Annotated in this window: 18 protein-coding genes; 9 read left to right on the top strand and 9 right to left on the bottom strand. The window is 45.0% G+C overall.

Translation table 11 applies throughout. The features are described from left to right. Nucleotides 1-105: 105 nt before the first annotated feature. Together aceB and NP165_RS10115 are read right to left on the bottom strand one after the other, a co-directional pair. Nucleotides 106-1734, bottom strand: a complete 1629-nt coding sequence (gene aceB / locus NP165_RS10110; protein ID WP_257083848.1) for a malate synthase A — start codon at nt 1732-1734, stop codon at nt 106-108. Between the two features lie 600 nt (nt 1735-2334). Then, nucleotides 2335-3240, bottom strand: coding sequence for a hydrogen peroxide-inducible genes activator (locus NP165_RS10115; protein WP_257083849.1), 906 nt, complete (start codon nt 3238-3240; stop codon nt 2335-2337). Nucleotides 3241-3439: 199 nt separating this feature from the next. Between NP165_RS10115 and NP165_RS10120 the strand changes: the two genes are divergently transcribed. Together NP165_RS10120 and dapD are read left to right on the top strand one after the other, a co-directional pair. Next, nucleotides 3440-4051 carry a peroxiredoxin C gene (locus tag NP165_RS10120; RefSeq protein ID WP_257083850.1) on the top strand — a complete coding sequence of 204 codons (612 nt, stop codon included), beginning with the start codon at nt 3440-3442 and terminating at the stop codon, nt 4049-4051. A 338-nt stretch (nt 4052-4389) separates the two neighbouring features. Continuing rightward, nucleotides 4390-5421 carry a 2,3,4,5-tetrahydropyridine-2,6-dicarboxylate N-succinyltransferase gene (dapD, locus tag NP165_RS10125; protein ID WP_257083851.1) on the top strand — a complete coding sequence of 344 codons (1032 nt, stop codon included), beginning with the start codon at nt 4390-4392 and terminating at the stop codon, nt 5419-5421. 30 nt (nt 5422-5451) lie between these two features. Here the strand turns inward: dapD and NP165_RS10130 are convergent, their stop codons facing one another. Beyond that, nucleotides 5452-5967, bottom strand: coding sequence for a DUF2867 domain-containing protein (locus NP165_RS10130; protein ID WP_257083852.1), 516 nt, complete (start codon nt 5965-5967; stop codon nt 5452-5454). Then, nucleotides 5928-6146: a hypothetical protein gene (locus NP165_RS10135; RefSeq protein WP_257083853.1), complete on the bottom strand. Its 219-nt coding sequence runs from the start codon at nt 6144-6146 to the stop codon at nt 5928-5930. The genes NP165_RS10130 and NP165_RS10135 overlap by 40 nt, the downstream gene beginning before the upstream one ends. Nucleotides 6147-6266: 120 nt before the next feature. Between NP165_RS10135 and NP165_RS10140 the strand changes: the two genes are divergently transcribed. The 5 genes from NP165_RS10140 (at nt 6267) to glpD (ending at nt 12354) form a co-directional block, all read left to right on the top strand. Beyond that, nucleotides 6267-6788, top strand: coding sequence for a TetR/AcrR family transcriptional regulator (locus NP165_RS10140; RefSeq protein WP_257083854.1), 522 nt, complete (start codon nt 6267-6269; stop codon nt 6786-6788). A gap of 440 nt (nt 6789-7228) precedes the next feature. Next, nucleotides 7229-8080, top strand: coding sequence for an MIP/aquaporin family protein (locus tag NP165_RS10145; protein WP_257083855.1), 852 nt, complete (start codon nt 7229-7231; stop codon nt 8078-8080). A 40-nt stretch (nt 8081-8120) separates the two neighbouring features. Next, entirely contained in the window at nt 8121-9638 is a 1518-nt protein-coding gene (gene glpK / locus NP165_RS10150) for a glycerol kinase GlpK (RefSeq protein ID WP_257083856.1), read from the top strand. A gap of 191 nt (nt 9639-9829) precedes the next feature. Then, on the top strand, nt 9830-10600 hold the full coding sequence (locus NP165_RS10155) for a DeoR/GlpR family transcriptional regulator (RefSeq protein ID WP_257083857.1): 771 nt from the start codon (nt 9830-9832) through the stop codon (nt 10598-10600). 209 nt (nt 10601-10809) lie between these two features. Next, entirely contained in the window at nt 10810-12354 is a 1545-nt protein-coding gene (gene glpD / locus NP165_RS10160; RefSeq protein WP_257083858.1) for a glycerol-3-phosphate dehydrogenase, read from the top strand. Nucleotides 12355-12459: 105 nt separating this feature from the next. On the opposite strand, the gene NP165_RS10165 is transcribed toward glpD, so the two are convergent. Beyond that, nucleotides 12460-13644 (bottom strand): NnrS family protein, encoded by a 1185-nt coding sequence (locus NP165_RS10165; protein ID WP_257083859.1) that lies wholly within the window; start codon nt 13642-13644, stop codon nt 12460-12462. A 221-nt stretch (nt 13645-13865) separates the two neighbouring features. On the opposite strand from NP165_RS10165, the gene NP165_RS10170 reads away from it, so the two are divergent. After that, nucleotides 13866-14426, top strand: a complete 561-nt coding sequence (locus NP165_RS10170) for a gamma-glutamylcyclotransferase family protein (RefSeq protein ID WP_257083860.1) — start codon at nt 13866-13868, stop codon at nt 14424-14426. A 55-nt stretch (nt 14427-14481) separates the two neighbouring features. Here the strand turns inward: NP165_RS10170 and NP165_RS10175 are convergent, their stop codons facing one another. Then, nucleotides 14482-15390, bottom strand: a complete 909-nt coding sequence (locus tag NP165_RS10175; RefSeq protein WP_257085584.1) for a LysR family transcriptional regulator — start codon at nt 15388-15390, stop codon at nt 14482-14484. 116 nt (nt 15391-15506) lie between these two features. Between NP165_RS10175 and chrA the strand changes: the two genes are divergently transcribed. Then, complete coding sequence (gene chrA / locus NP165_RS10180) at nt 15507-16646, top strand: chromate efflux transporter (RefSeq protein ID WP_257083861.1); 1140 nt, start codon at nt 15507-15509, stop codon at nt 16644-16646. A gap of 54 nt (nt 16647-16700) precedes the next feature. Here chrA and NP165_RS10185 read toward each other — a convergent pair whose 3' ends face one another. Genes NP165_RS10185 through NP165_RS10195 form a run of 3 tightly spaced genes read right to left on the bottom strand, consistent with a single transcriptional unit; the run spans nt 16701 to nt 19643 of the window. After that, a complete protein-coding gene (locus tag NP165_RS10185; RefSeq protein WP_257083862.1) occupies nt 16701-17711 on the bottom strand; it encodes a tetratricopeptide repeat protein in 1011 nt (336 codons plus the stop codon). A 12-nt stretch (nt 17712-17723) separates the two neighbouring features. Next, nucleotides 17724-18671: a type II secretion system F family protein gene (locus NP165_RS10190; protein ID WP_257083863.1), complete on the bottom strand. Its 948-nt coding sequence runs from the start codon at nt 18669-18671 to the stop codon at nt 17724-17726. Between the two features lie 3 nt (nt 18672-18674). After that, nucleotides 18675-19643 (bottom strand): type II secretion system F family protein, encoded by a 969-nt coding sequence (locus NP165_RS10195; protein WP_257083864.1) that lies wholly within the window; start codon nt 19641-19643, stop codon nt 18675-18677. Nucleotides 19644-19651: the final 8 nt, after the last annotated feature.

Here is a 19651-nt window from a genome sequence, read left to right on the forward strand (position 1 = left end):
GTGTGTTAAAAACGGGCGCTGATTTTTCCTTGTCTTTGGCGGTACATCCATACCCGCCTCCGGAATGTTTACGTTATTGGCTATTTAAAATTGCTTGTTTTGTTATTAGTCCAGGTAGTCATAGCCTGGAACAGTTAAGAAATTCGTTAGCTCTTTACTTGTTGTAAGTTTTGCCATCAAGTCTGCTGCTTCTGTAAATCGACCCGAATTGAAACGCTCGGCTCCGATTTCCGCTTTAACCACATCAATCTCTTCAGCTAGGTATTGCTCAAACAACTCGTTCGTGACTGTCTTTCCGTTGTCCAAGTCTTTACCGTGTTGAATCCATTGCCAGATTGAAGCGCGAGAGATCTCAGCCGTCGCCGCGTCTTCCATTAGTCCGTAGATAGGCACACAGCCGTTTCCGGAGATCCACGCTTCAATGTACTGCAATGCTACGCGGATGTTGTGACGCATCCCCTGCTCGGTTCTTTCCCCTTCACAAGGTTCAAGCAGATCTTTCGCCGTAATTGGTGCGTCTTCTTCGCGAGAGACATCCAATTGATTGCTGCGCTGACCGAGTACACTGCCAAACACTTCCATTGCCGTATTTGCCAAGCCAGGGTGCGCCACCCATGTGCCATCATGACCGTTGTTGGCTTCCAGAGACTTATCCGTGAAGATTTTATCCAACACTTTTTGGTTTTCTTCTGGCGTTTTTGCTGGGATAAAGGCGGCCATACCTCCCATAGCGAACGCACCACGTCTGTGACACGTACGGATAAGTAAACGCGAATAGGCATTTAGGAACGGCTTATCCATCGTCACCACTTGGCGATCCGGCAGAACACGGTCTGGGTGGTTTTTCAGAGTTTTGATGTAGCTAAAGATGTAGTCCCAGCGACCACAGTTAAGACCAACAATATGCTCTTTCAGTGAGAACAAAATCTCGTCCATCTCGAACACGGCAGGTAAAGTCTCAATCAAAACGGTTGCTTTGATCGTGCCTGTATCTAAGCCAAAGTAGTCTTCGGTATAGTGGAATAAGTCACTCCACCACTGTGCTTCTTTATAAGACTGCAATTTAGGAAGATAAAAATAAGGGCCGCTGCCTTTTTTCAACAACGCTTTGTAGTTGTTGAAAAAATAAAGCGCGAAATCAAACAGCGCCCCTGGAATGATCTGACCATTAAACGTTACGTGTTTTTCTTTTAGGTGTAAGCCACGCACACGGCAGATCAAAACTGCTGGATCATTTGCCAGCTGATACCGCTTGCCATTAACCGGATTGGTGTAGCTAATCTCGCCATTCACTGCATCGCGCAGGTTAATTTGACCATCAAGCACTTTATCCCAAGCTGGAGACATCGAATCTTCAAAATCAGCCATGAATACTTTTACATTCGCATTCAACGCGTTAATCACCATTTTACGATCAGTAGGTCCGGTAATTTCCACACGGCGATCTTGCAGATCTTGTGGTATCCCCATAATTTTCCAGCTACCTTCTCGGATATCTTGCGTATCTTGGAGAAAGTCCGGTAGTTCACCTGCATCAATTGCTGCCTGCTTTGCTTCACGAGCAGCTAGCAACGTATCGATGCGTCCAGCGAACTTTTCACACAGAATAGACAAAAACTTTTGGGCTTCAACAGGGAAAACAGCTTGATGCTCTGGCAAAAGGCTACCAGTTACTTCAAGCCCATCTTCTTGGACTTCTGTTGTTTTTGCTCTATCTGGTGTTTGGGCAAGCATAATTTATTCCTTACTAGAGTAATGGATGCTGGATTACATTTGTAAGTATCAAACAACAACCAACTTCCAACTCAATTGTTATTTACATTCCAGCTATTGTTCTGTCTGTGGCTCTACTTTCGCTAACCTTAAAATGGTTTACAATCTAGACATAAGTCTTAAAAAGCCTGCATTTAAGCTATACCAGGCACGATTATTTAGAAACCCTCAAAGTAAACAAAAAGTTAAATTCAAAGTTTTATCCCGATGTGACAAAGTCCTTAAATTCACCTCAAAAACCGAAAGCAATTACGTAATTTAATTACAGTAAAATTAAGCATGTGTAATCATTTAAAACGTGCGTTTTATTTTTAAATGTCGGCATTTGCGCCTTTATTTACATGGCTTGACTGGAGAAGATGGAAAGGGAGTTAAACACGGCTGATTTTTACTGCTGTAAAATTCACACTGTGAAATTTCACAATTTAATGAAATCTTCATCAAAATTAACTTGTAAAATTTTACAAGTTAAAGTTCACCATCAGAATAAAATGCTAAAAAGCACACTAAAAGTAGTGTGCTTTTTTCAGATACGATGGCATGTCGACCTAATACTATCCGCTAAAGGAGCCCTGAGACGACATCGGCTAATTGATTAAAAGTGCTAACTCTAGACGAGCTGGGCCTCCAAACTAGGCCAATATGACGGTGTGCCTGTTGACCTGGGGGATCAACCACGACTAAATTTTGGTTATCGATAAGACCATGGTCAATCGCCATTTGTGGGATAAAAGTCGTACCTAAACCATTCGCTACCATTTGAACCAAGGTATGCAAGCTGGTGGCAGAAAATGGATTAATCTTCTCTTTATCGGTTAACTGACAGGCAGAAACTGCGTGCTCAGTTAAACAATGCTCATTCTCCAACAAGAAAACAGATTCATTGGGTAAGTCATCGTAACGGAGCGGTACTTTAATCGAGTCAGCTTGATCGCGACTAATGACCATACGAAATGGGTCAGTGCCCACAATACGGCTCTCCATACCATCAATATTCACAGGTAGCGCAAGGATCAATACATCCAACTCACCCTGACGCAGTGCCGCGAGCAAATTCGTTGTCGTATCTTCTTTTAACAACATGTTTAATTGAGGAAACCGGGTGTTCACCTCTTGTACCAGTTTACTTAAAAGGAAAGGCGCGATAGTCGGGATACACCCCACTTTCAGTTTCCCTTGCATTTCACTGCCTTGGCACATGCGGCCTAGCTCAACCAAATCTTGCCCTTTTGCCAGCAACTCTCTTCCTTGCTGGACAACCATTTCACCGGTTTGAGTAAACACCAGTGGGCTCTTCTTGTCTTTTTTCTCGTATAAAGGACAGCCAATCAGCTCTTCTAAGTTCTGGATACCTTTACTTAACGTTGATTGGCTGACGAAACATTTTTCTGCCGCTTCACTAAAATGACGCGTTTCATGCAATGTGACAAGATAGTGTAACTGTTTGAGGCTCGGCCATTTGTTCATCGTTTTACTTTCTCTATCTGTCTATAAGTTGTCCAAGTTAAACGTTTTACGCTTATCGCTTTTTTCGATTAACTTAATCTATTTAATTCGCTTTTTTCCATACTACTACCTGTACTATAGTTTGTCTCGTTCAAACACGAACCAAACCAACCATACTGAATTTGGTTTGGTACTAACCATACTTTTTAGGAGCAAAAAAATGGTACTAGTAGGTCGTCAAGCCCCAGATTTTACTGCTGCAGCTGTTCTTGGTAACGGTGAAATCGTTGATAACTTCAACTTTGCAGAGTTCACTAAAGGTAAGAAAGCGGTTGTTTTCTTCTACCCACTAGATTTCACTTTCGTTTGCCCATCTGAGCTAATCGCATTCGACAACCGTCTAGAAGACTTCCAAGCTAAAGGCGTTGAAGTAATCGGTGTTTCTATCGATTCTCAGTTCTCTCACAACGCATGGCGTAACACTGCTATCGAAGATGGCGGTATCGGTCAAGTTAAGTACCCACTAGTTGCTGACGTTAAGCACGAAATCTGTAAAGCATACGACGTTGAGCACCCAGAAGCAGGCGTTGCTTTCCGTGGTTCTTTCCTAATCGACGAAGACGGTCTAGTACGTCACCAAGTAGTTAACGACCTACCACTAGGCCGTAACATCGACGAAATGCTACGTATGGTTGACGCTCTTAACTTCCACCAAACTCACGGTGAAGTTTGCCCAGCACAATGGGAAGAAGGCAAAAAAGGTATGGATGCATCTCCACAAGGTGTTGCAGCATTCCTATCTGAGTACGCATCAGACCTAGGCAAGAAGTAATTCTGCTTAAATACACCCCAGCTCATCGGGTGTAATGGTTGGACAATATAAAGCTAATGATACAAAAGCACGCGCCAATCAGTTCTAAGTAAAGTCTCAAAAGCCCGAAGCATCGCTTCGGGCTTTTTTCATTCTGGCTTCGCTTTACTTACAAAACAGATTTAAAAGACAATATATCTAAAAAGACAAGATATCGATAAAGAGACAAAACATATCGTCTTACAGACTTTATCCGGTTCAGCTCTTTAAAGTCTAAAACGCTCTCTTTATGATGAACTCAACATTGAATAAGAGCGCACTATTCTCTCTTTACAGATCAATAAACATGGAGATTCAACATGGCTTACTTTTCACTAGCCTTTGGTACGGCAACCAAAAACCGTGACGGAAAAATCATTGAAGCGTTTTTTCCAAACCCAGTACTTAACCCTTCAGACGCGCTAGTCGCAGCAGTGGCCAAAGTTGCTGGTTACGAGCAAGGCAACCAAGCTATTGAGATCTCTGCGGCGCAAAGCACTGAGCTTGTGGCAGCATTTGAAGCAAACGACGATGCAGCCAACGCATCTTTCGCACAAAAAGCGGCACAATCTGCTCAGCCACTTGTACTGGTTATCCTAGCGACGGATGAGCAGCCACAATCGGTTGCTGAAGGTTTCTTAAAACTTCAACTTATCTCAAACCGCCTAGTTCAACCACACGGTACAGTACTGGACGGTATCTTCGGTCTACTGCACAACATTGCGTGGACAAACGAAGGCCCTATCGATCTACCAGAACTGGCTGATCGTCAAATTGAAGCTCGCCTAGCGGGTCGTACACTGTCAGTAGATTGCGTTGATAAGTTCCCTAAAATGGTCGACTACGTTGTACCTGCTGGCATTCGTATTGCGGATACTTCTCGCGTACGTTTGGGCGCGCACGTTGGCGAAGGCACGACTGTCATGCACGAAGGCTTCATCAACTTCAACGCGGGTACAACTGGCGTGAGCATGGTTGAAGGCCGTATCTCTGCTGGCGTTATGGTTGGCAACGGTTCAGACATCGGCGGTGGTGCGTCTATCATGGGTACGCTATCAGGTGGCGGCAAAGTGGTCGTTTCTATTGGCGAAAACTCTCTACTAGGCGCAAACTCTGGTCTTGGCTTCCCTCTAGGTGACCGCTGTACCGTTGAATCTGGCCTGTACGTTACGGCGGGTTCGAAAGTGCGCATGCTAGATTCAGACGGCAACGAAGTAGAAATCGTGAAAGCGCGTGACCTTGCTGGTGTTGCAGACCTACTGTTCCGTCGCAACTCAGTAACTGGTCAAATTGAGTGTCTAGCTAACAAGACTGCCGTTGAACTCAACAGCATGCTACACAGCAACAACTAATATCACTCAATTGATAGACAGAGAGCCGGGCTAATTGCTCGGCTCTTTTTTTAGCTGCACATTTTTAAGCATGGCTCTAACACTCGCCATAGCGACAACCTTGTGGAAAGGGATCACTACATTCAGGTAGGCCTTCCCAATCGCTGAATGGGTGGCCACCATAGTCGACAGTGTGAATTGACGCTCAGAACGTTTAACCACTGATAACCAAACCTGCATGTGCTTTTCTGCACTTGAACAGATGATTTCCTGGTCATCCAAATGTTCAACTTGGTGTAGCCCTTCCCCTTTACTCGTTTTGAGCAATTCTGCAGACGGCAAAGATTGGATTTCTTGCACTTTGAAACCAAACGGCTCCACGATCTGGTTGCGCAGCGACATCAACTGCTGCACAAAGGGAGGCAATTGACCAAAAATAGCCACATACACATCCGAAGGGCTCATCCCATCTTCAGAAACCATAAAAGTCAGCGCGTCGCAGAAATCACTTTGATGCACGTGGCTGGCTAACGTACTGCTTTGTGGGAGCTTGTCGGGCTTGACCATAATTGTTCCTTAATCATTTTCATTAATTCTTCCCTCACCTCTTTGCCGCCAAGGATCGCTAAAAATACCAAGCCACCCGGGATCAAAATCACCATCAACACGGGCCTTAACAGGTACGAAAAACAAAAAATGGCAGGTAAGAAAAGGGTGAATTGCGCTAACTTCTCTAAATACTTCATTCGGTTTTCTCCTTAAACCCAAAATTGAGCGTGCTCATTTTTTTATAATTGAGCACGCTCAATTTGTCAAACATATCGGCTATCGGTATGATCAAGCGCGAATCATTTGTAGGATCACCAATGAGTAAACGACAAATCACCAGAGAACGTATTCTCAACGCTGCTTGGACTTTGTTCGCAGAAAACGGTTACGAAGAGACCACTACGAGGCAAATTGCTCGCGAGGCAGGAGTGGCCGATGGAACGGTATTTAGTCATTTCCCGACCAAATTGGACATGCTGCGTGAAGGAATGCTGAGTCAGCTGACCCAATTGAGTGAGCAAACGCTCAAATCGAGCGATAAAGCGGGGGTTGAATTAGGTAAACACTTAGTCAGCGCGTATTACCACTTTTACTTTCGCAATGTGTCGTTGAGCCGCGCGCTACTCAAGGAAGTGATTTGGGATCTCGAATATTATCAAACCTTTAATCAGCAACTGTTTGAATTCGTCAGCCTAGATACAACCCTTGAATCCAAGCTGCCTTTAATCATGGATTGCTATTTTATGACCTTGATTGGTCACCTGAGCAAACCACAGCCCTGCGTTGAAGACGCATTGGCGGAACTCGAACATAAGTTCCAACTGATTCTCAAACCGTAACGCGACCAAGCATTGAGCGAATTCACTCACGCACTTCCTTTTCGCTCAATTACTTTCAATTTGGTACGACCAGAAATAAATCAACCTGCGTAATGGTTGAACGATCGTGCCACATTCTTGCAACTAATATCACACCTAGGCTACCCACTTCGTACTAATACGTTATTAAAATGTAATATATACATACAGTTATAGAGGAATACATGAGCTTTATCTTGTTGTATCGCTCTATTTCACGTCATTAGCCTAATTTTCGTTTGTTGCACACAAAACGATCAAAAACGACGACTCCTTTAACAAAAAGTATACTTTTCATTATCAAAACAATGCTCGAACGCTCATTTTTGATGTCTCTTTGTTTTCGAAAAGTCCTTAATATGCAGAATATGCAGTGTGCTCTACAAATAATGCACACAAATAGAACATAAAGGACTCTTACCATGAACAATAAACAACCCACTCTTTTCGGAGAGTGCCTGGCCGAATTTATCGGTACGGGATTATTAATATTCTTTGGCGTTGGCTGCGTGGCTGCTTTGGTACTGACTGGAGCTCAATTCGGGCAGTGGGAAATCAGTATCGTATGGGGCTTTGGTGTCACCATCGCGATTTACTGTACGGCGGGTGTCTCTGGCGCTCATATTAATCCTGCTGTCACCATTGCTCTGGCGGCGTTCCACGGCTTTGATAAAGCGAAAGTTATCCCTTACATTCTTTCTCAACTTTTAGGTGCTTTCTGCTCCGCGGCTTTGGTTTACAGCTTGTACGCGAACCTATTTACAGAATATGAAGTCGCAAACAGCCTTGTTCGTTCGAGCCAAGAAGGCTTGGCAACTGCGGGAATCTTCTCTACTTACCCTAACGCTGCCCTGTCATTCTTTGGTGCATTTGCTGTCGAGTTTGTGATTACAGCGGTCTTGATGTTTGCCATTCTGGCACTGGGTGATGAGCGCAATGGCGCGTCTCGCGGCGCAATGAACCCACTATTGATCGGTATTCTTATCGCAGTGATCGGTGGTTCATTAGGTCCACTAACTGGTTTTGCGATGAACCCTGCTCGTGATTTTGGTCCTAAGCTGTTTGCTTACTTTGCGGGTTGGGATTACGCACTGACTGGAGCAAAAGACATTCCTTACTTTATCGTACCTATCTTGGCACCAATCGCAGGTGCTCTATTTGGAGGCTGGCTATATCCTAAAGCGATTGCCGCTTACCTACCGCAAACCGGACAAGGTTGCACTATCCCTAACCAATGTGATGAAGCGGAAGCCGCTGAAGAAGTTCGCGCTTAATTAACTAAAATATAAAGAACGAGATTAAAAGGATCTGACCATGACCGAACCGAAATACATTGTTGCTCTTGACCAAGGTACAACGAGCTCACGCGCTGTCGTTTTAGATCACGATGCGAACATCGTTGCCGTTTCACAACGTGAGTTCACACAAATTTACCCAGAGGCGGGTTGGGTTGAACACGATCCAATGGAAATCTGGGCAACGCAAAGCTCTACCCTAGTTGAAGTATTGGGTAAATCAGGCATCAGCAGTGATGAAGTTGCGGCAATTGGTATCACTAACCAACGTGAAACAACTATTGTCTGGAACAAAGAAACCGGTAAACCTGTATACAACGCGATTGTTTGGCAATGTCGCCGTACAGCAGATATTTGCGAAGATTTAAAAGCGCGCGGCCTAGAGGGTTATGTACGTGAGAACACTGGTCTTGTGCTTGACCCATACTTCTCAGGCACGAAAGTGAAGTGGATCCTAGATAACGTTGAAGGCGCTCGAGAAGACGCCGAAGCAGGCAAACTGCTATTTGGTACCGTGGATACGTGGCTGGTATGGAAGGCGACTCAAGGCCGTGTTCACGTAACGGATTACACCAACGCTTCTCGTACGATGCTATTTAACATTAACGACCTGTGTTGGGACGAAAAACTGCTGAAAGAACTTAATATCCCAGCATCGATGATGCCTGAAGTGAAGCGTTCATCAGAAGTTTACGGTAAAACGAATATCGGTGGTAAAGGCGGTACGCGTATTCCAATTGCAGGTATTGCGGGTGACCAACAAGCCGCTTTATATGGCCAAATGTGCGTTTCGGCGGGTCAGGCTAAAAACACTTACGGCACAGGTTGTTTCTTGTTGATGAACACCGGTCAAGAGAAAGTCACGTCGACTAACGGCTTACTGACGACACTGGCTTGTGGTCCGAATGGTGAGCCTGCTTACGCACTTGAAGGTGCAGTGTTCATGGGTGGCGCTTCCATTCAGTGGTTGCGTGACGAAATGAAACTACTGGCTGATGCGAAAGACTCTGAGTACTTTGCCACAAAAGTGGATTCTTCTAATGGCGTTTACGTGGTTCCTGCTTTCACGGGTCTTGGCGCGCCATATTGGGATGCCTATGCACGCGGTACAATTGTTGGTTTAACACGCGGTGTAAACTCTAACCATATTATTCGCGCAACACTGGAAAGTATCGCGTATCAAACTCGTGATGTATTAGACGCCATGCAAGCAGACTCCAACATCAAACTCTCGAACTTGCGCGTTGATGGTGGTGCAGTTGCCAACAACTTCTTAATGCAATTCCAGTCTGACGTACTTGATACCGACGTTCACCGACCAAAAGTGACCGAAGTAACGGCACTGGGTGCGGCTTACCTAGCTGGTTTAGCCGTTGATTTCTGGCACAGCATTGATGAGCTAAAAGACAAAGCGGAATTGGATCGCACGTTTGTTCCTCATCACGATGAAGAAAAACGCGCTCGTCGCTACAAAGGCTGGAAGCGCGCGGTGAAATGCGCTCAGACTTGGGCTGAACTAAGAGACACTGACGACTAAGCCAACAGCGACTCGCACACTCTGCTATTTAAAATGAGCAAAAGAGCATTCATCGAATGCTCTTTTTTACGTTTGACGCCCGATTCCCGAGGATTGTTGCTTCTCTGCGCCTTTAAATTCACGCACAATAGCGTGAGTGCGCATTTTCGAAGATTCCATTTGAGTCTTCCGAACACATCAAGGAGTCATGTGTGAAACAAATTCCAAGACACCAGCAGATTATAGAACTGGTCAAAAAGCAGGGCTATGTCAGTACAGACGAACTCGTAGAGCGATTTGATGTCAGTCCGCAAACCATTCGTCGTGATCTAAATGAACTTGCCGATGCCAACCAAATTCGCCGTTACCATGGTGGCGCGACCGTCCCACTCAGCTCCGAAAATACCGCCTACTCTACGCGAAAGTCACAAAACTTTAATGAGAAAGACCTCATCGCAGAAGAGTTGGTCAAGCACATTCCCAACGGTGCGACGCTGTTCATTGACATTGGAACAACGCCAGAAGCCGTTGCGAGAGCGCTCAGCCAGAACCACAAGCAACTTCGCGTTGTCACCAATAACTTGAACGTGGCGAGCATCCTATTACCCAACCCTGAAATCTCTGTCATTTTGGCGGGCGGTGAAGTCAGAAACCGCGATGGTGGTATTGTGGGTGAAGCAACATTGGACTTCATCAAACAGTTCCGACTCGACTTTGGTATTTTAGGGATCAGCGGTATTGACTACGATGGCTCCTTACTGGACTTTGATTACCACGAAGTTCGAGTTAAACAGGCCATTATAGAAAACAGCCGCAGTGTATTCTTAGCCGTCGATCATTCAAAGTTTGGACGAAACGCGATGGTGAAACTCGGTAGCATCGCTCAGATCCACACGCTCTTTACCGACCAAACGCCACCAGCGGAAATTCAGGATATATTGAAAGAGCATAATATTCCGGTAGAGATCGCGACCACCATTTAGTTAGTCGTTTCTTAAACATAGTCGTTATTTAAAACACTCACTCACCGACAAAAAAGAAAGCCTCTCCCCATATCGGAGAGGTTTTTTTATGCACAAATCACACAAACGCTCATTATCGAAAATAAAAGATGACCAAAAACGAAAGTTAAGCTACAGTTCTTTTATGTTATTAAATGTTCGTTCGCTCAAGATTAGCTAGGTCAGTGACTATGTATACAAATAAACAAAATAAGAGTTCAAAGGTACTGGATATACTCGTCATCGGTGGCGGTATCAATGGAGCAGGTATTGCGGCAGACGCTGCAGGACGTGGACTTTCAGTCGGTTTGTTCGAGGCCAATGACTTTGCCTCTGCGACCTCCTCTGCCAGTTCGAAATTGATCCACGGTGGTTTACGTTACCTTGAACACTATGAGTTTCGTTTAGTTTCGGAAGCACTGGCCGAACGTGAAGTTCTCCTAAAGAAAGCACCACATGTCGCTCAGCCAATGCGTTTCCGCTTACCACACCGCCCATACTTGCGTCCGGCGTGGATGATTCGTTGCGGTCTGTTTTTATATGACAACCTAGGAAAACGTACGACACTTCCTGCAAGTCACATGGTCAACCTTGCGAAGTCGGGCCTACTAAAAGAAGAAATGAAAGTCGGTTTTGAATACTCCGACTGTTGGGTTGATGATGCGCGTTTAGTGCTGCTAAACATCTTAGCGGCGCAAGAAAACGGTGCCGAAGTTGCGAACTACTGTAAAGTTGACCGCGCTGTACGAGAACAAGGTATTTGGACTGTCACCATCACCAACCAGTTAACTGGCGAACAATTTGAACGAAAAGCGAAGGCCTTAGTGAATGCCGCTGGCCCTTGGGTCAAACAATTCTTTGATGACGGGCTGAGCACACCATCACCTCGAAACATTCGTTTGATCAAAGGCTCTCACATTGTCGTACCGAAAGTACATGATGAGGAGCAAGCCTACATTCTTCAAAACAAAGACAACCGCATTGTTTTTGTCATCCCATACATGGGGGACTTTTCCATCATTGGAACCACTGACGTGGAATACAAAGGCGATCCTCGTAACGTTTCGATTGAAGATGACGAAGTCGACTACTTGGTGGATATCGTTAACCAACATTTTGTTAAGCAGATTTCGGCTGACGATGTCGTTTGGACATACAGTGGCGTGCGTCCGCTGTGTGATGACGAGTCAGACTCACCTCAAGCGATCACTCGTGATTACACACTTGAGCTTGAACAAGAGTTGGATCAAGCACCGCTTCTCTCTATTTTTGGCGGTAAGTTAACCACTTACCGTAAACTTGGGGAAGCCGCGATGAAGAAACTAGAACCTTTCTTCTCTACCATGGGTAAACCTTGGACCAACCACCAAGCCTTACCTGGTGGTAACTTTAGCTGCAGTCGCGAACAACTAGCGAAGTCACTCACAGAGCAATATCCTTGGCTGTCAGACAAACTGGCGATGCGCTACGTACGACAATTTGGCACTTACACGCATAAGCTCCTAGCGAACATCGATTCAGAAGAAGAGATGGGCGAGCAATTTGCAGAAGGTGTTTACCAGTGTGAGATCGATTATTTGATTGATCACGAACATGTCAAAACAGTAAAAGACTTACTATGGCGCAGAACGAAACTAGGTCTTTACCTAGATGAGCGCGAGCAGTCAGTGATTGCAGAGTACATCAACACAAAGCGATCAGTGGATAAGGTGATGAACTTATCCAAAGCCAGTTAACTGCCCACAGTTAGAACATATAAGTTAAAAGATAAAAATCCCTCGAATTCTGCCGAGGGATTTTTGTCTCTAATTTCTATAAAACACAATATCTATAAATCAAAGCTACCCTGGGTGTCCATCAACCCTTGGGGTCAACAACATATAGCCAAACCTCCAAAGATACATACCAAAAGCAAACATCCATAACACGGCACTGGTATTCACCCACAGCATCATATGTTCGGGCATAAACGCCACGCCGACACCACGAACCAACGCTGCGACAACAATCGCGACAAACGCAATCGTCATATTCGGCCCTTTATAAATAGCTCTTCCGGTGTGCCCCATAGTGACACGCGTAACCATCGCCAGTATCAACCCACCCAGTGCGCCAATCGCAAACAAGTGGATCATGTTATGGCCGACAAACGGATTCGATAGAAAACCGCGTAGCAGCAGACTCACTGGAATACACAAATACGCTACATGTAATGACCAAACGAGTGGTTCACTCAACGTGCGCCATGGCTGCCACCTGAGTACCCGAATCAGGTGAGCTAGCCCAGAAACGACCATCAACGGCTGACCTAGCTGATCGAAGGTTAACGGGAAAAAGCTCAAAATAAACAGCGCAACCAAAGGCAGGTTCGCGAGCCACTCTAGAATCGGCAGGGGTTGAGGTTTCTCAAAGTTAAAGCGGCGAGCCGTGAAAAATGGGATCACACGGCTCCCCATCACCGACAGCAATAAAGTAAACCACCACAACATCGCTTGCCAAACCGCAGAAGAAGGAAATGGCGGCATACCTTTTATCGTTGCGTAGCTGGCAAAGTTAGCAACAATAGCGAGAATAAATAAAGGGATAAAAAACACATTACGCCAGCCCTTTGATTTAATCACACGAGAGCCCACTTCAAATGCAGCAAATGCAATAAATACCGCTTCAATTGTCGAGGTGATCCATAAAGGGACAGGCGTCCAAAATAGAATACGGGGCAGTAACCAGAGCACAATTAAGATAGCTAAACGCGTTTGCTTTGTCCCATTTATGCCCGTCCAGTTTTGTACGGCGGTCAAAACAAACCCAACAACTATCGCCATCGCAAACCCAAACAACATTTCATGGACGTGCCACCAAAGCGCAGGGACTTGCAGTGCCGAAGGTTGGCCTGTTTGGAACATCCAAACCCACACTGCAATCGCAATAACAGCGTAAAGTGAACCGAGTAAGAAAAAAGGTCGAAAACCTAAACGGAGAAGTGGTGGAATTGCTTCCTCTACTTTTTTATCGGTGATGTTGAGCACGGTCGCCCCCATAAAAAGAAATACTGTTCCAGCATCTGCAAAATTCGCTCCAACTTAATAATCCCTGTCTTCTCAGTGTAGTAGAAGGCAAGAAAAATAAAAGTAAGTCAATTAGACACGACCAAATAAAGTCAAAATGACACATAAGAGTCATGCATTTATCACTTCTCTTTTCTCTTTAAAATAGGTAGCTTAGAGCGGTCAGTACAAAGGAGATAAGGATGACTACGTATATATTTGGTTATGGCAGTTTAATGAACTCTGCCTCTCGTCAATTAACAGGGCAAACCTCCGCAGCCATCCCAGCCGTTGTGTCAGGATTTAAACGCTATTGGGGAAAAATCGATAGCAGTTATACCCTTTCTCCCCTTGTTGTGAATAAGGGTGACGGACAGGTGAACGGCGTGATACTAAAAATAGAGGACTCAGAACTCGAAGGGTTTGATATCCGAGAACGGGGATATCACCGCGTGCTGATTCCCGCGAGCCAAATCGATTGTGACCATAGTATCGGCGAAAGCGATCACGTGTGGGTTTATATTAAAGATGATCCTGAACCACCTTGTGAATTAAGCCCAATTGTTCAAACCTATGTCGATACCGTATTAGCGGGATGTTTAGAGATTTCGGAACAGTTCGCAAAACAGTTTATTGAAAGTACGATTGGCTGGCACTTTCCGTTGGTCAATGATCGTCACGCGCCTAAATATGGCAACCTTGCAGGTGTAAGATCTGAACATCATCAACAAATTGATGGTTTACTAGTGGATGTCAAAGCCTAGCACTTAAGCCGAAAACTATTATCTAGATGGACTGGCGACCAAAGCGCCAGTTCATTCATCTCACCACTTTGGCAACCTGCTTTCTGATCCAAATGCTTTTCTCTTCATACTGATTGGCTTTTAAAAACAGTAAGTGAATATCAAAATCTGGGACTTCTACCGGAGGCGCCACCGCCGCTAACTCGTGGTGGTCAACATCCATCTCAGCAAAACGCTTTGGCACAATACAAACCAGTTCACGCCCTATTAGCAATCGTCTGATGGTCAAGAAATGACGAGACGCTACTCCCACACGACGCTCTAATCCACGTTTTGCCAATAACTTGTCAACTTGCGTCTGCAAACGACCATCTGGGCTTACCAATGCGTGCTCGATCTGAACAAAACGCTCCAGCGTTAATGGTGATTCAAACGAGACGCTTGTCGGATCAAACAAACACAAGTGCTGCTCGGTGTAGAGGTGCTCACAAAGAAAACGGCGATTCAGATTTTCAATACTACCGATGATCACATCCAGCATTTCATTCTCTGCGATGTCGAGATAATTACTGCGGTTGACGTTGTAGAAACTGACCTGAGAGTGAGGTGAGTATTGTTTGATTGCGTCGTACAGTTGAGGAGCGAACAACTGCTCGGCATAATCGGTTAATCCAATTTTCCATGTGCCAGTATAACCATCCGGTGAAAAGTGCTTCTTGCTCAACAATTCGTTCTTAATACTGCCAAGTAAGTGATCAATCACTGGCGCTATCTCTTGCGCTCGCCTCGTGGGTTCCATTTTCAGCCCCACTCGTTCAAACAACGGGTCATCAAACAATGTACGCATTCTTTGCAGCGTGTGACTCATGGCTGACTGGCTAACACAGCATTGCTCGGCCGCGATACTGACACTCCTTGCAAAATACAGCGCCTGGAATGCCACCAGCAAGTTTAAGTCCACGTTTTTCCAGTTAAATTCCTTCACGACTCGCCCAACATCTAAACCCATTTTATTCATAGAGAGTATCGAATTTATCAATTTGAGTCATTGACTGTTTTTGCGTACATTGTGAACACATTGATAAATATGAGAAGTATGCAGTGCTTTCAATTTTTAAGACGTTTTTTTGGCTCGGCTGGATCAGCTTTGGTGGTCCCGCCGCTCACATTGGTTACTTTCGTCAAACATTTGTAGAGAAACTAAAATGGCTCGATGACAGCGAATACGCGCAGATTGTCGCCCTGAGCCAATTTTTACCAGGCCCTGGATCTAGTCAGGTCGGCTTTGCACTTGGATACAAACGCGGTGGTTTAGCTGGAGCTTGCGCCGCCTTTTTGGGCTTCACGCTCCCTTCCGTTTTGCTCATGCTCGTTTTAGCGACAGCCAGCAGCCATATTACCGATACCAGCACGTTCCAAAGCATCGTCCACGGATTGAAGTTACTTGCGGTGGTCGTTGTGGCCGACGCAACTTGGGGGATGTACAAAAACTTTTGCCAAAACAAATTAACAGCGGGTTTATGTGTCGCGACGGCCATTGCTTTATTGATTGCCCCTGGAATTTTGACTCAAATGGTCGTGCTCATTATCGCTGGGCTTGTCGGTATGGCATATCTAAAAAGCGAAGCGGCGGAACCCTCACAGCCGTTTAAACCAAGTATTGCGCCATTAGCCTTGTTCGCGGTACTTCTATTCGGCTTACCCTTGTTCGCCCACACATTGCCAATGTTGGGTTTGTTTAGCGACTTCTTTCAAGCGGGTAGCTTAGTATTTGGCGGTGGTCACGTGGTACTGCCATTGCTACAAAACATCCTTGGTGACCAATTAAGTCAAGACGCGTTTTTAACGGGTTATGCCGCGGCTCAAGCGGTTCCTGGGCCTATGTTTACTTTTGCTACGTTTCTAGGGTATGAGCTGTCTGACTCACCGATATTAGGTGCCTTAGTCGCAACTATCGCGGTGTTTTTACCTGGGTTTCTGTTATTACTCGGCGTGCTAAAAAATTGGCAAGCGCTTGCTAGCAAACCTCTGGTAGCAGGCGCAATGGTTGGGGTGAATGCATCGGTTGTAGGGCTATTACTTGCTGCGCTTTATCAACCGGTATTTAGCAGCGCAGTATCCGCACCTATTGATGTCGCGTTAATCATCGCAGGCTTTTTCCTGCACAAGAAACTGAATCTATCGATTTTGTGGATGATTGGGTTCTTTGTGATCTCGGGATTGATCATCGATTTACTCTAGCAAGACCAATGATTTGCCTATCTTTGGCGTAGTATCCAAAGATAGGCAAAACTACTATTGAACGCGTGTTGCCACGTCAGCCGAATTCGCTCGAACCTCCAATAGTGCGCGCTCTAGATTTTCATTGGCCACTTTGTAATAAGATGGCTTTTTATCAATCGCTTGCTGAAGGTATGTCACTGCTTTTTCTGGTTTACCTTGCAACATCAAAAAGTAACCCACGTTATTCAACGCTTCAGGTGCTTCCATAAAGCGCATAAACACATTCAAAGCGCGCTGAGAATCATCTTGAGCGAGATAGATCAGCGCGAGATTGTTTTGCGCTTTTTCATTGTTTCCGTCCTTTTCGATCGCATCCAATGTGTATCGCTTCGCCTCTTCATACTCACCACTCATATAATGGGAGTAACCTAAATTCATCAATGCTTTGCTAGATTTAGGGTTAATATTCAATGCGTATTCATAAAATGCTTGAGCCACTTTAGGTTGCGTTTTAACATCGTACAAAACCCCAAGCCCCGTATACGCCAAAGCTGGAGACTGCTTATCACTACTTAGCTCTTGAATTTCCTTGACAGTTACATTGCCTTGTTCAATTTTCTCACGACTCACTAAACGAAGCTGATCGGCGTTAATCGCTCGAATAAAATAGCTCTCTCCCTGCTCGACATCCCCTTGCTTGCTGTAGTTAGAACCTAATTGCTGAAGAACTTGGATATTATTTGGGTTTTCTTCGAGCGCAAGAAGATACGCCCTTTCTGATAGTTCTAGGTTTCCACGCGATTGATGAATTCGACCGATAGTGAATAGCGTTTTATCTCGGTATTCGGCACTTTTAAACTCTAATGAACGAATGTATTCATACAGCGCCAAATCCGTATTGTTACTCTTTAGCGCAGAATCCCCACGTTTAATCGCTTCTAGCTCCGTGGTTGGGGCGGTATCCGTTTTAAACGTCTCGATTGGGCGGCCATCATAAAGATCGCTTTCAAAAGCATGCTGCTCACTATTGCTTGAACAAGCGCCTAAAAAAAGAACCGCGCATAATATTATATTTTTATTCATAAGCTTCTTTCCCTAATTTGCTAACGATCCCAATGCGTCCATCAAAGACAATCCGGCAGGGCCGACAACGACAATGAAAAACGCGGGCCAAATACACACCAACATTGGAAAAACCATTTTTGTCGGTATTTTCGCGGCGATCTCTTCTACTTCTTGGTTACGCTTGTCCCTGTAGTCTTCGTTATAGTCGCGTAACGTTTGCGCTAAGCTCCCGCCTAACTTCGCTGCATGAGAAAGCATACTGACTAAACCTGACAATTCATACACCCCAGTTCGCTCAACCATATCCCTAAAAGCCAGTGGCATCTCGTACCCCGCTTTGATTTTCAAACAAACTGTCTCCAATTCATCTGCCAAATCAGGGTGAGAAATAAACAACTCTTTCGCCACTCTATTTAGAGCCATATTGAGCCCTAAACCAGATTCCGTACAGACTACCAGCAGATCTAATGCATCCGGAACGCCACGCTTAATTCGAGACTGTCTTTTTTTCACTAAGTGGTTAAGAACAATATTCGGCACGAACATACCTACACCTGCACCAATCGCCACAACCATAAGCAAACTGGTATTTGACCCCGAAAACAGGTAATAAATGGCGGACACCATTAATCCGCAAAACGTTGCGAATATTTTGATGGCATAAAAATAGGAAATGGCACTTTCATGGTGAAACCCCGCCTGGATAAGCCTTACACGAACATCTTCACGCTCTTTCGCATTTTTGGGCGTTAACAGCGGAGACAAAGAACCGACCTTACTGTGCAACGCTTCTTTCTTAGAGCTTCGAATGCCTTCTGGAGCCAAGGTATCCAATCGTCTTCTCAATGCCGTTTGGCTGCCCGTCACAACCAAGAACATGGCAACGACAATCGTTATCGTTGACAGTAACACCATAAGGAGAACCAGTGTTTCTTCAGAAAAGGTAATACTCTGAATGTACTGCAATAATGTATCCATAAGCTACACCTCAAAGTTGATAATTTTTCTGATCCATAGTGCGCCAATGACGATACCTACAACGCCAACCAAAACCATTTTGATCCCGCGTGGATCGTTATAAAGGGGAGCAATAAAATCAGGATTCACCACATTTAGCATCACGAAGACAGCAAAGGGCACAAGAATCAATATCCAAGCCGACATCCGACTCTCAGCGGATAAGGTTCTAATTTTTCGGGCTAGCTTAAAGCGGGAACGCAGTACTTGTGACACCTTCTCTAAGTTTTCAGCCAGGTTACCTCCCGTTTCTTTTTGCAACAGCACCGCACTCGAAAAGGCGAACATCGACACAGTAGGGTTGCGCTCCACCATTTGCATAATGGCTAAACGCAAATCGTACCCGTAGTTGAGCAAATTGAAGGTGTTTTTAAACTCACTCCCGATAGGATCGTTTAATTCGTTCCCCACTTCGTTAAAAGCCTGAGTAATAGGATTACCAGATAACAACATCCTTCTCATTATGTCTAACGCGTCGGGAAACTGCTCCTCAAAGTTGGCTAAACGTGTGGCGGTTTTTTTAACGATGTAAAAATAAAAAACAGGCCACCACAACAAGGATACAGGTATAGATAAGTACAAAGGTTGATGAAGCAGTGACAGAAGAACAACAGTAGAAAACTGTAATACCGCCAATATCAACACCACGTGAGTTAAAGACCAATCCAGCCCTGCTAGCTCTAAGTTCTTTTTCATGTTTGCAAAAAATGAATAGCGAACCAACTTGCGATCTAGCGGAGATAAGCTTCGAAGATAGTGCTCTTTCAACAAAGTGCGACTTTCTAGATCGAGGTTGGACTGGCTCTCTTTTAGTCGCTTAGCAATAGCGGTATGTTTGGCTTTTTTTCCTGCAGACGGCAATAAGAGCGCCTGCGATATTACAAACACCGCAACAAACAACAACCCAAGGAAGTACACATAATAGTCTTGCATGGAGACCT

It is taken from the genome of Vibrio japonicus (assembly GCF_024582835.1).
GTDB classification, from domain to species: Bacteria; Pseudomonadota; Gammaproteobacteria; order Enterobacterales; family Vibrionaceae; genus Vibrio; species Vibrio japonicus.

Coding starts and splice junctions, on each gene's coding strand:
- glpK (WP_257083856.1), top strand. CDS start 8,121: ATGACCGAACCGAAATACATTGTTGCTCTTGACCAAGGTACAACGAGC.
- NP165_RS10120 (WP_257083850.1), top strand. CDS start 3,440: ATGGTACTAGTAGGTCGTCAAGCCCCAGATTTTACTGCTGCAGCTGTT.
- NP165_RS10130 (WP_257083852.1), bottom strand. CDS start 5,967: ATGGTCAAGCCCGACAAGCTCCCACAAAGCAGTACGTTAGCCAGCCAC.
- NP165_RS10185 (WP_257083862.1), bottom strand. CDS start 17,711: ATGAATAAAAATATAATATTATGCGCGGTTCTTTTTTTAGGCGCTTGT.
- glpD (WP_257083858.1), top strand. CDS start 10,810: ATGTATACAAATAAACAAAATAAGAGTTCAAAGGTACTGGATATACTC.
- dapD (WP_257083851.1), top strand. CDS start 4,390: ATGGCTTACTTTTCACTAGCCTTTGGTACGGCAACCAAAAACCGTGAC.
- NP165_RS10145 (WP_257083855.1), top strand. CDS start 7,229: ATGAACAATAAACAACCCACTCTTTTCGGAGAGTGCCTGGCCGAATTT.
- NP165_RS10135 (WP_257083853.1), bottom strand. CDS start 6,146: ATGAAGTATTTAGAGAAGTTAGCGCAATTCACCCTTTTCTTACCTGCC.
- NP165_RS10195 (WP_257083864.1), bottom strand. CDS start 19,643: ATGCAAGACTATTATGTGTACTTCCTTGGGTTGTTGTTTGTTGCGGTG.
- NP165_RS10190 (WP_257083863.1), bottom strand. CDS start 18,671: ATGGATACATTATTGCAGTACATTCAGAGTATTACCTTTTCTGAAGAA.
- NP165_RS10170 (WP_257083860.1), top strand. CDS start 13,866: ATGACTACGTATATATTTGGTTATGGCAGTTTAATGAACTCTGCCTCT.
- NP165_RS10140 (WP_257083854.1), top strand. CDS start 6,267: ATGAGTAAACGACAAATCACCAGAGAACGTATTCTCAACGCTGCTTGG.
- NP165_RS10115 (WP_257083849.1), bottom strand. CDS start 3,240: ATGAACAAATGGCCGAGCCTCAAACAGTTACACTATCTTGTCACATTG.
- aceB (WP_257083848.1), bottom strand. CDS start 1,734: ATGCTTGCCCAAACACCAGATAGAGCAAAAACAACAGAAGTCCAAGAA.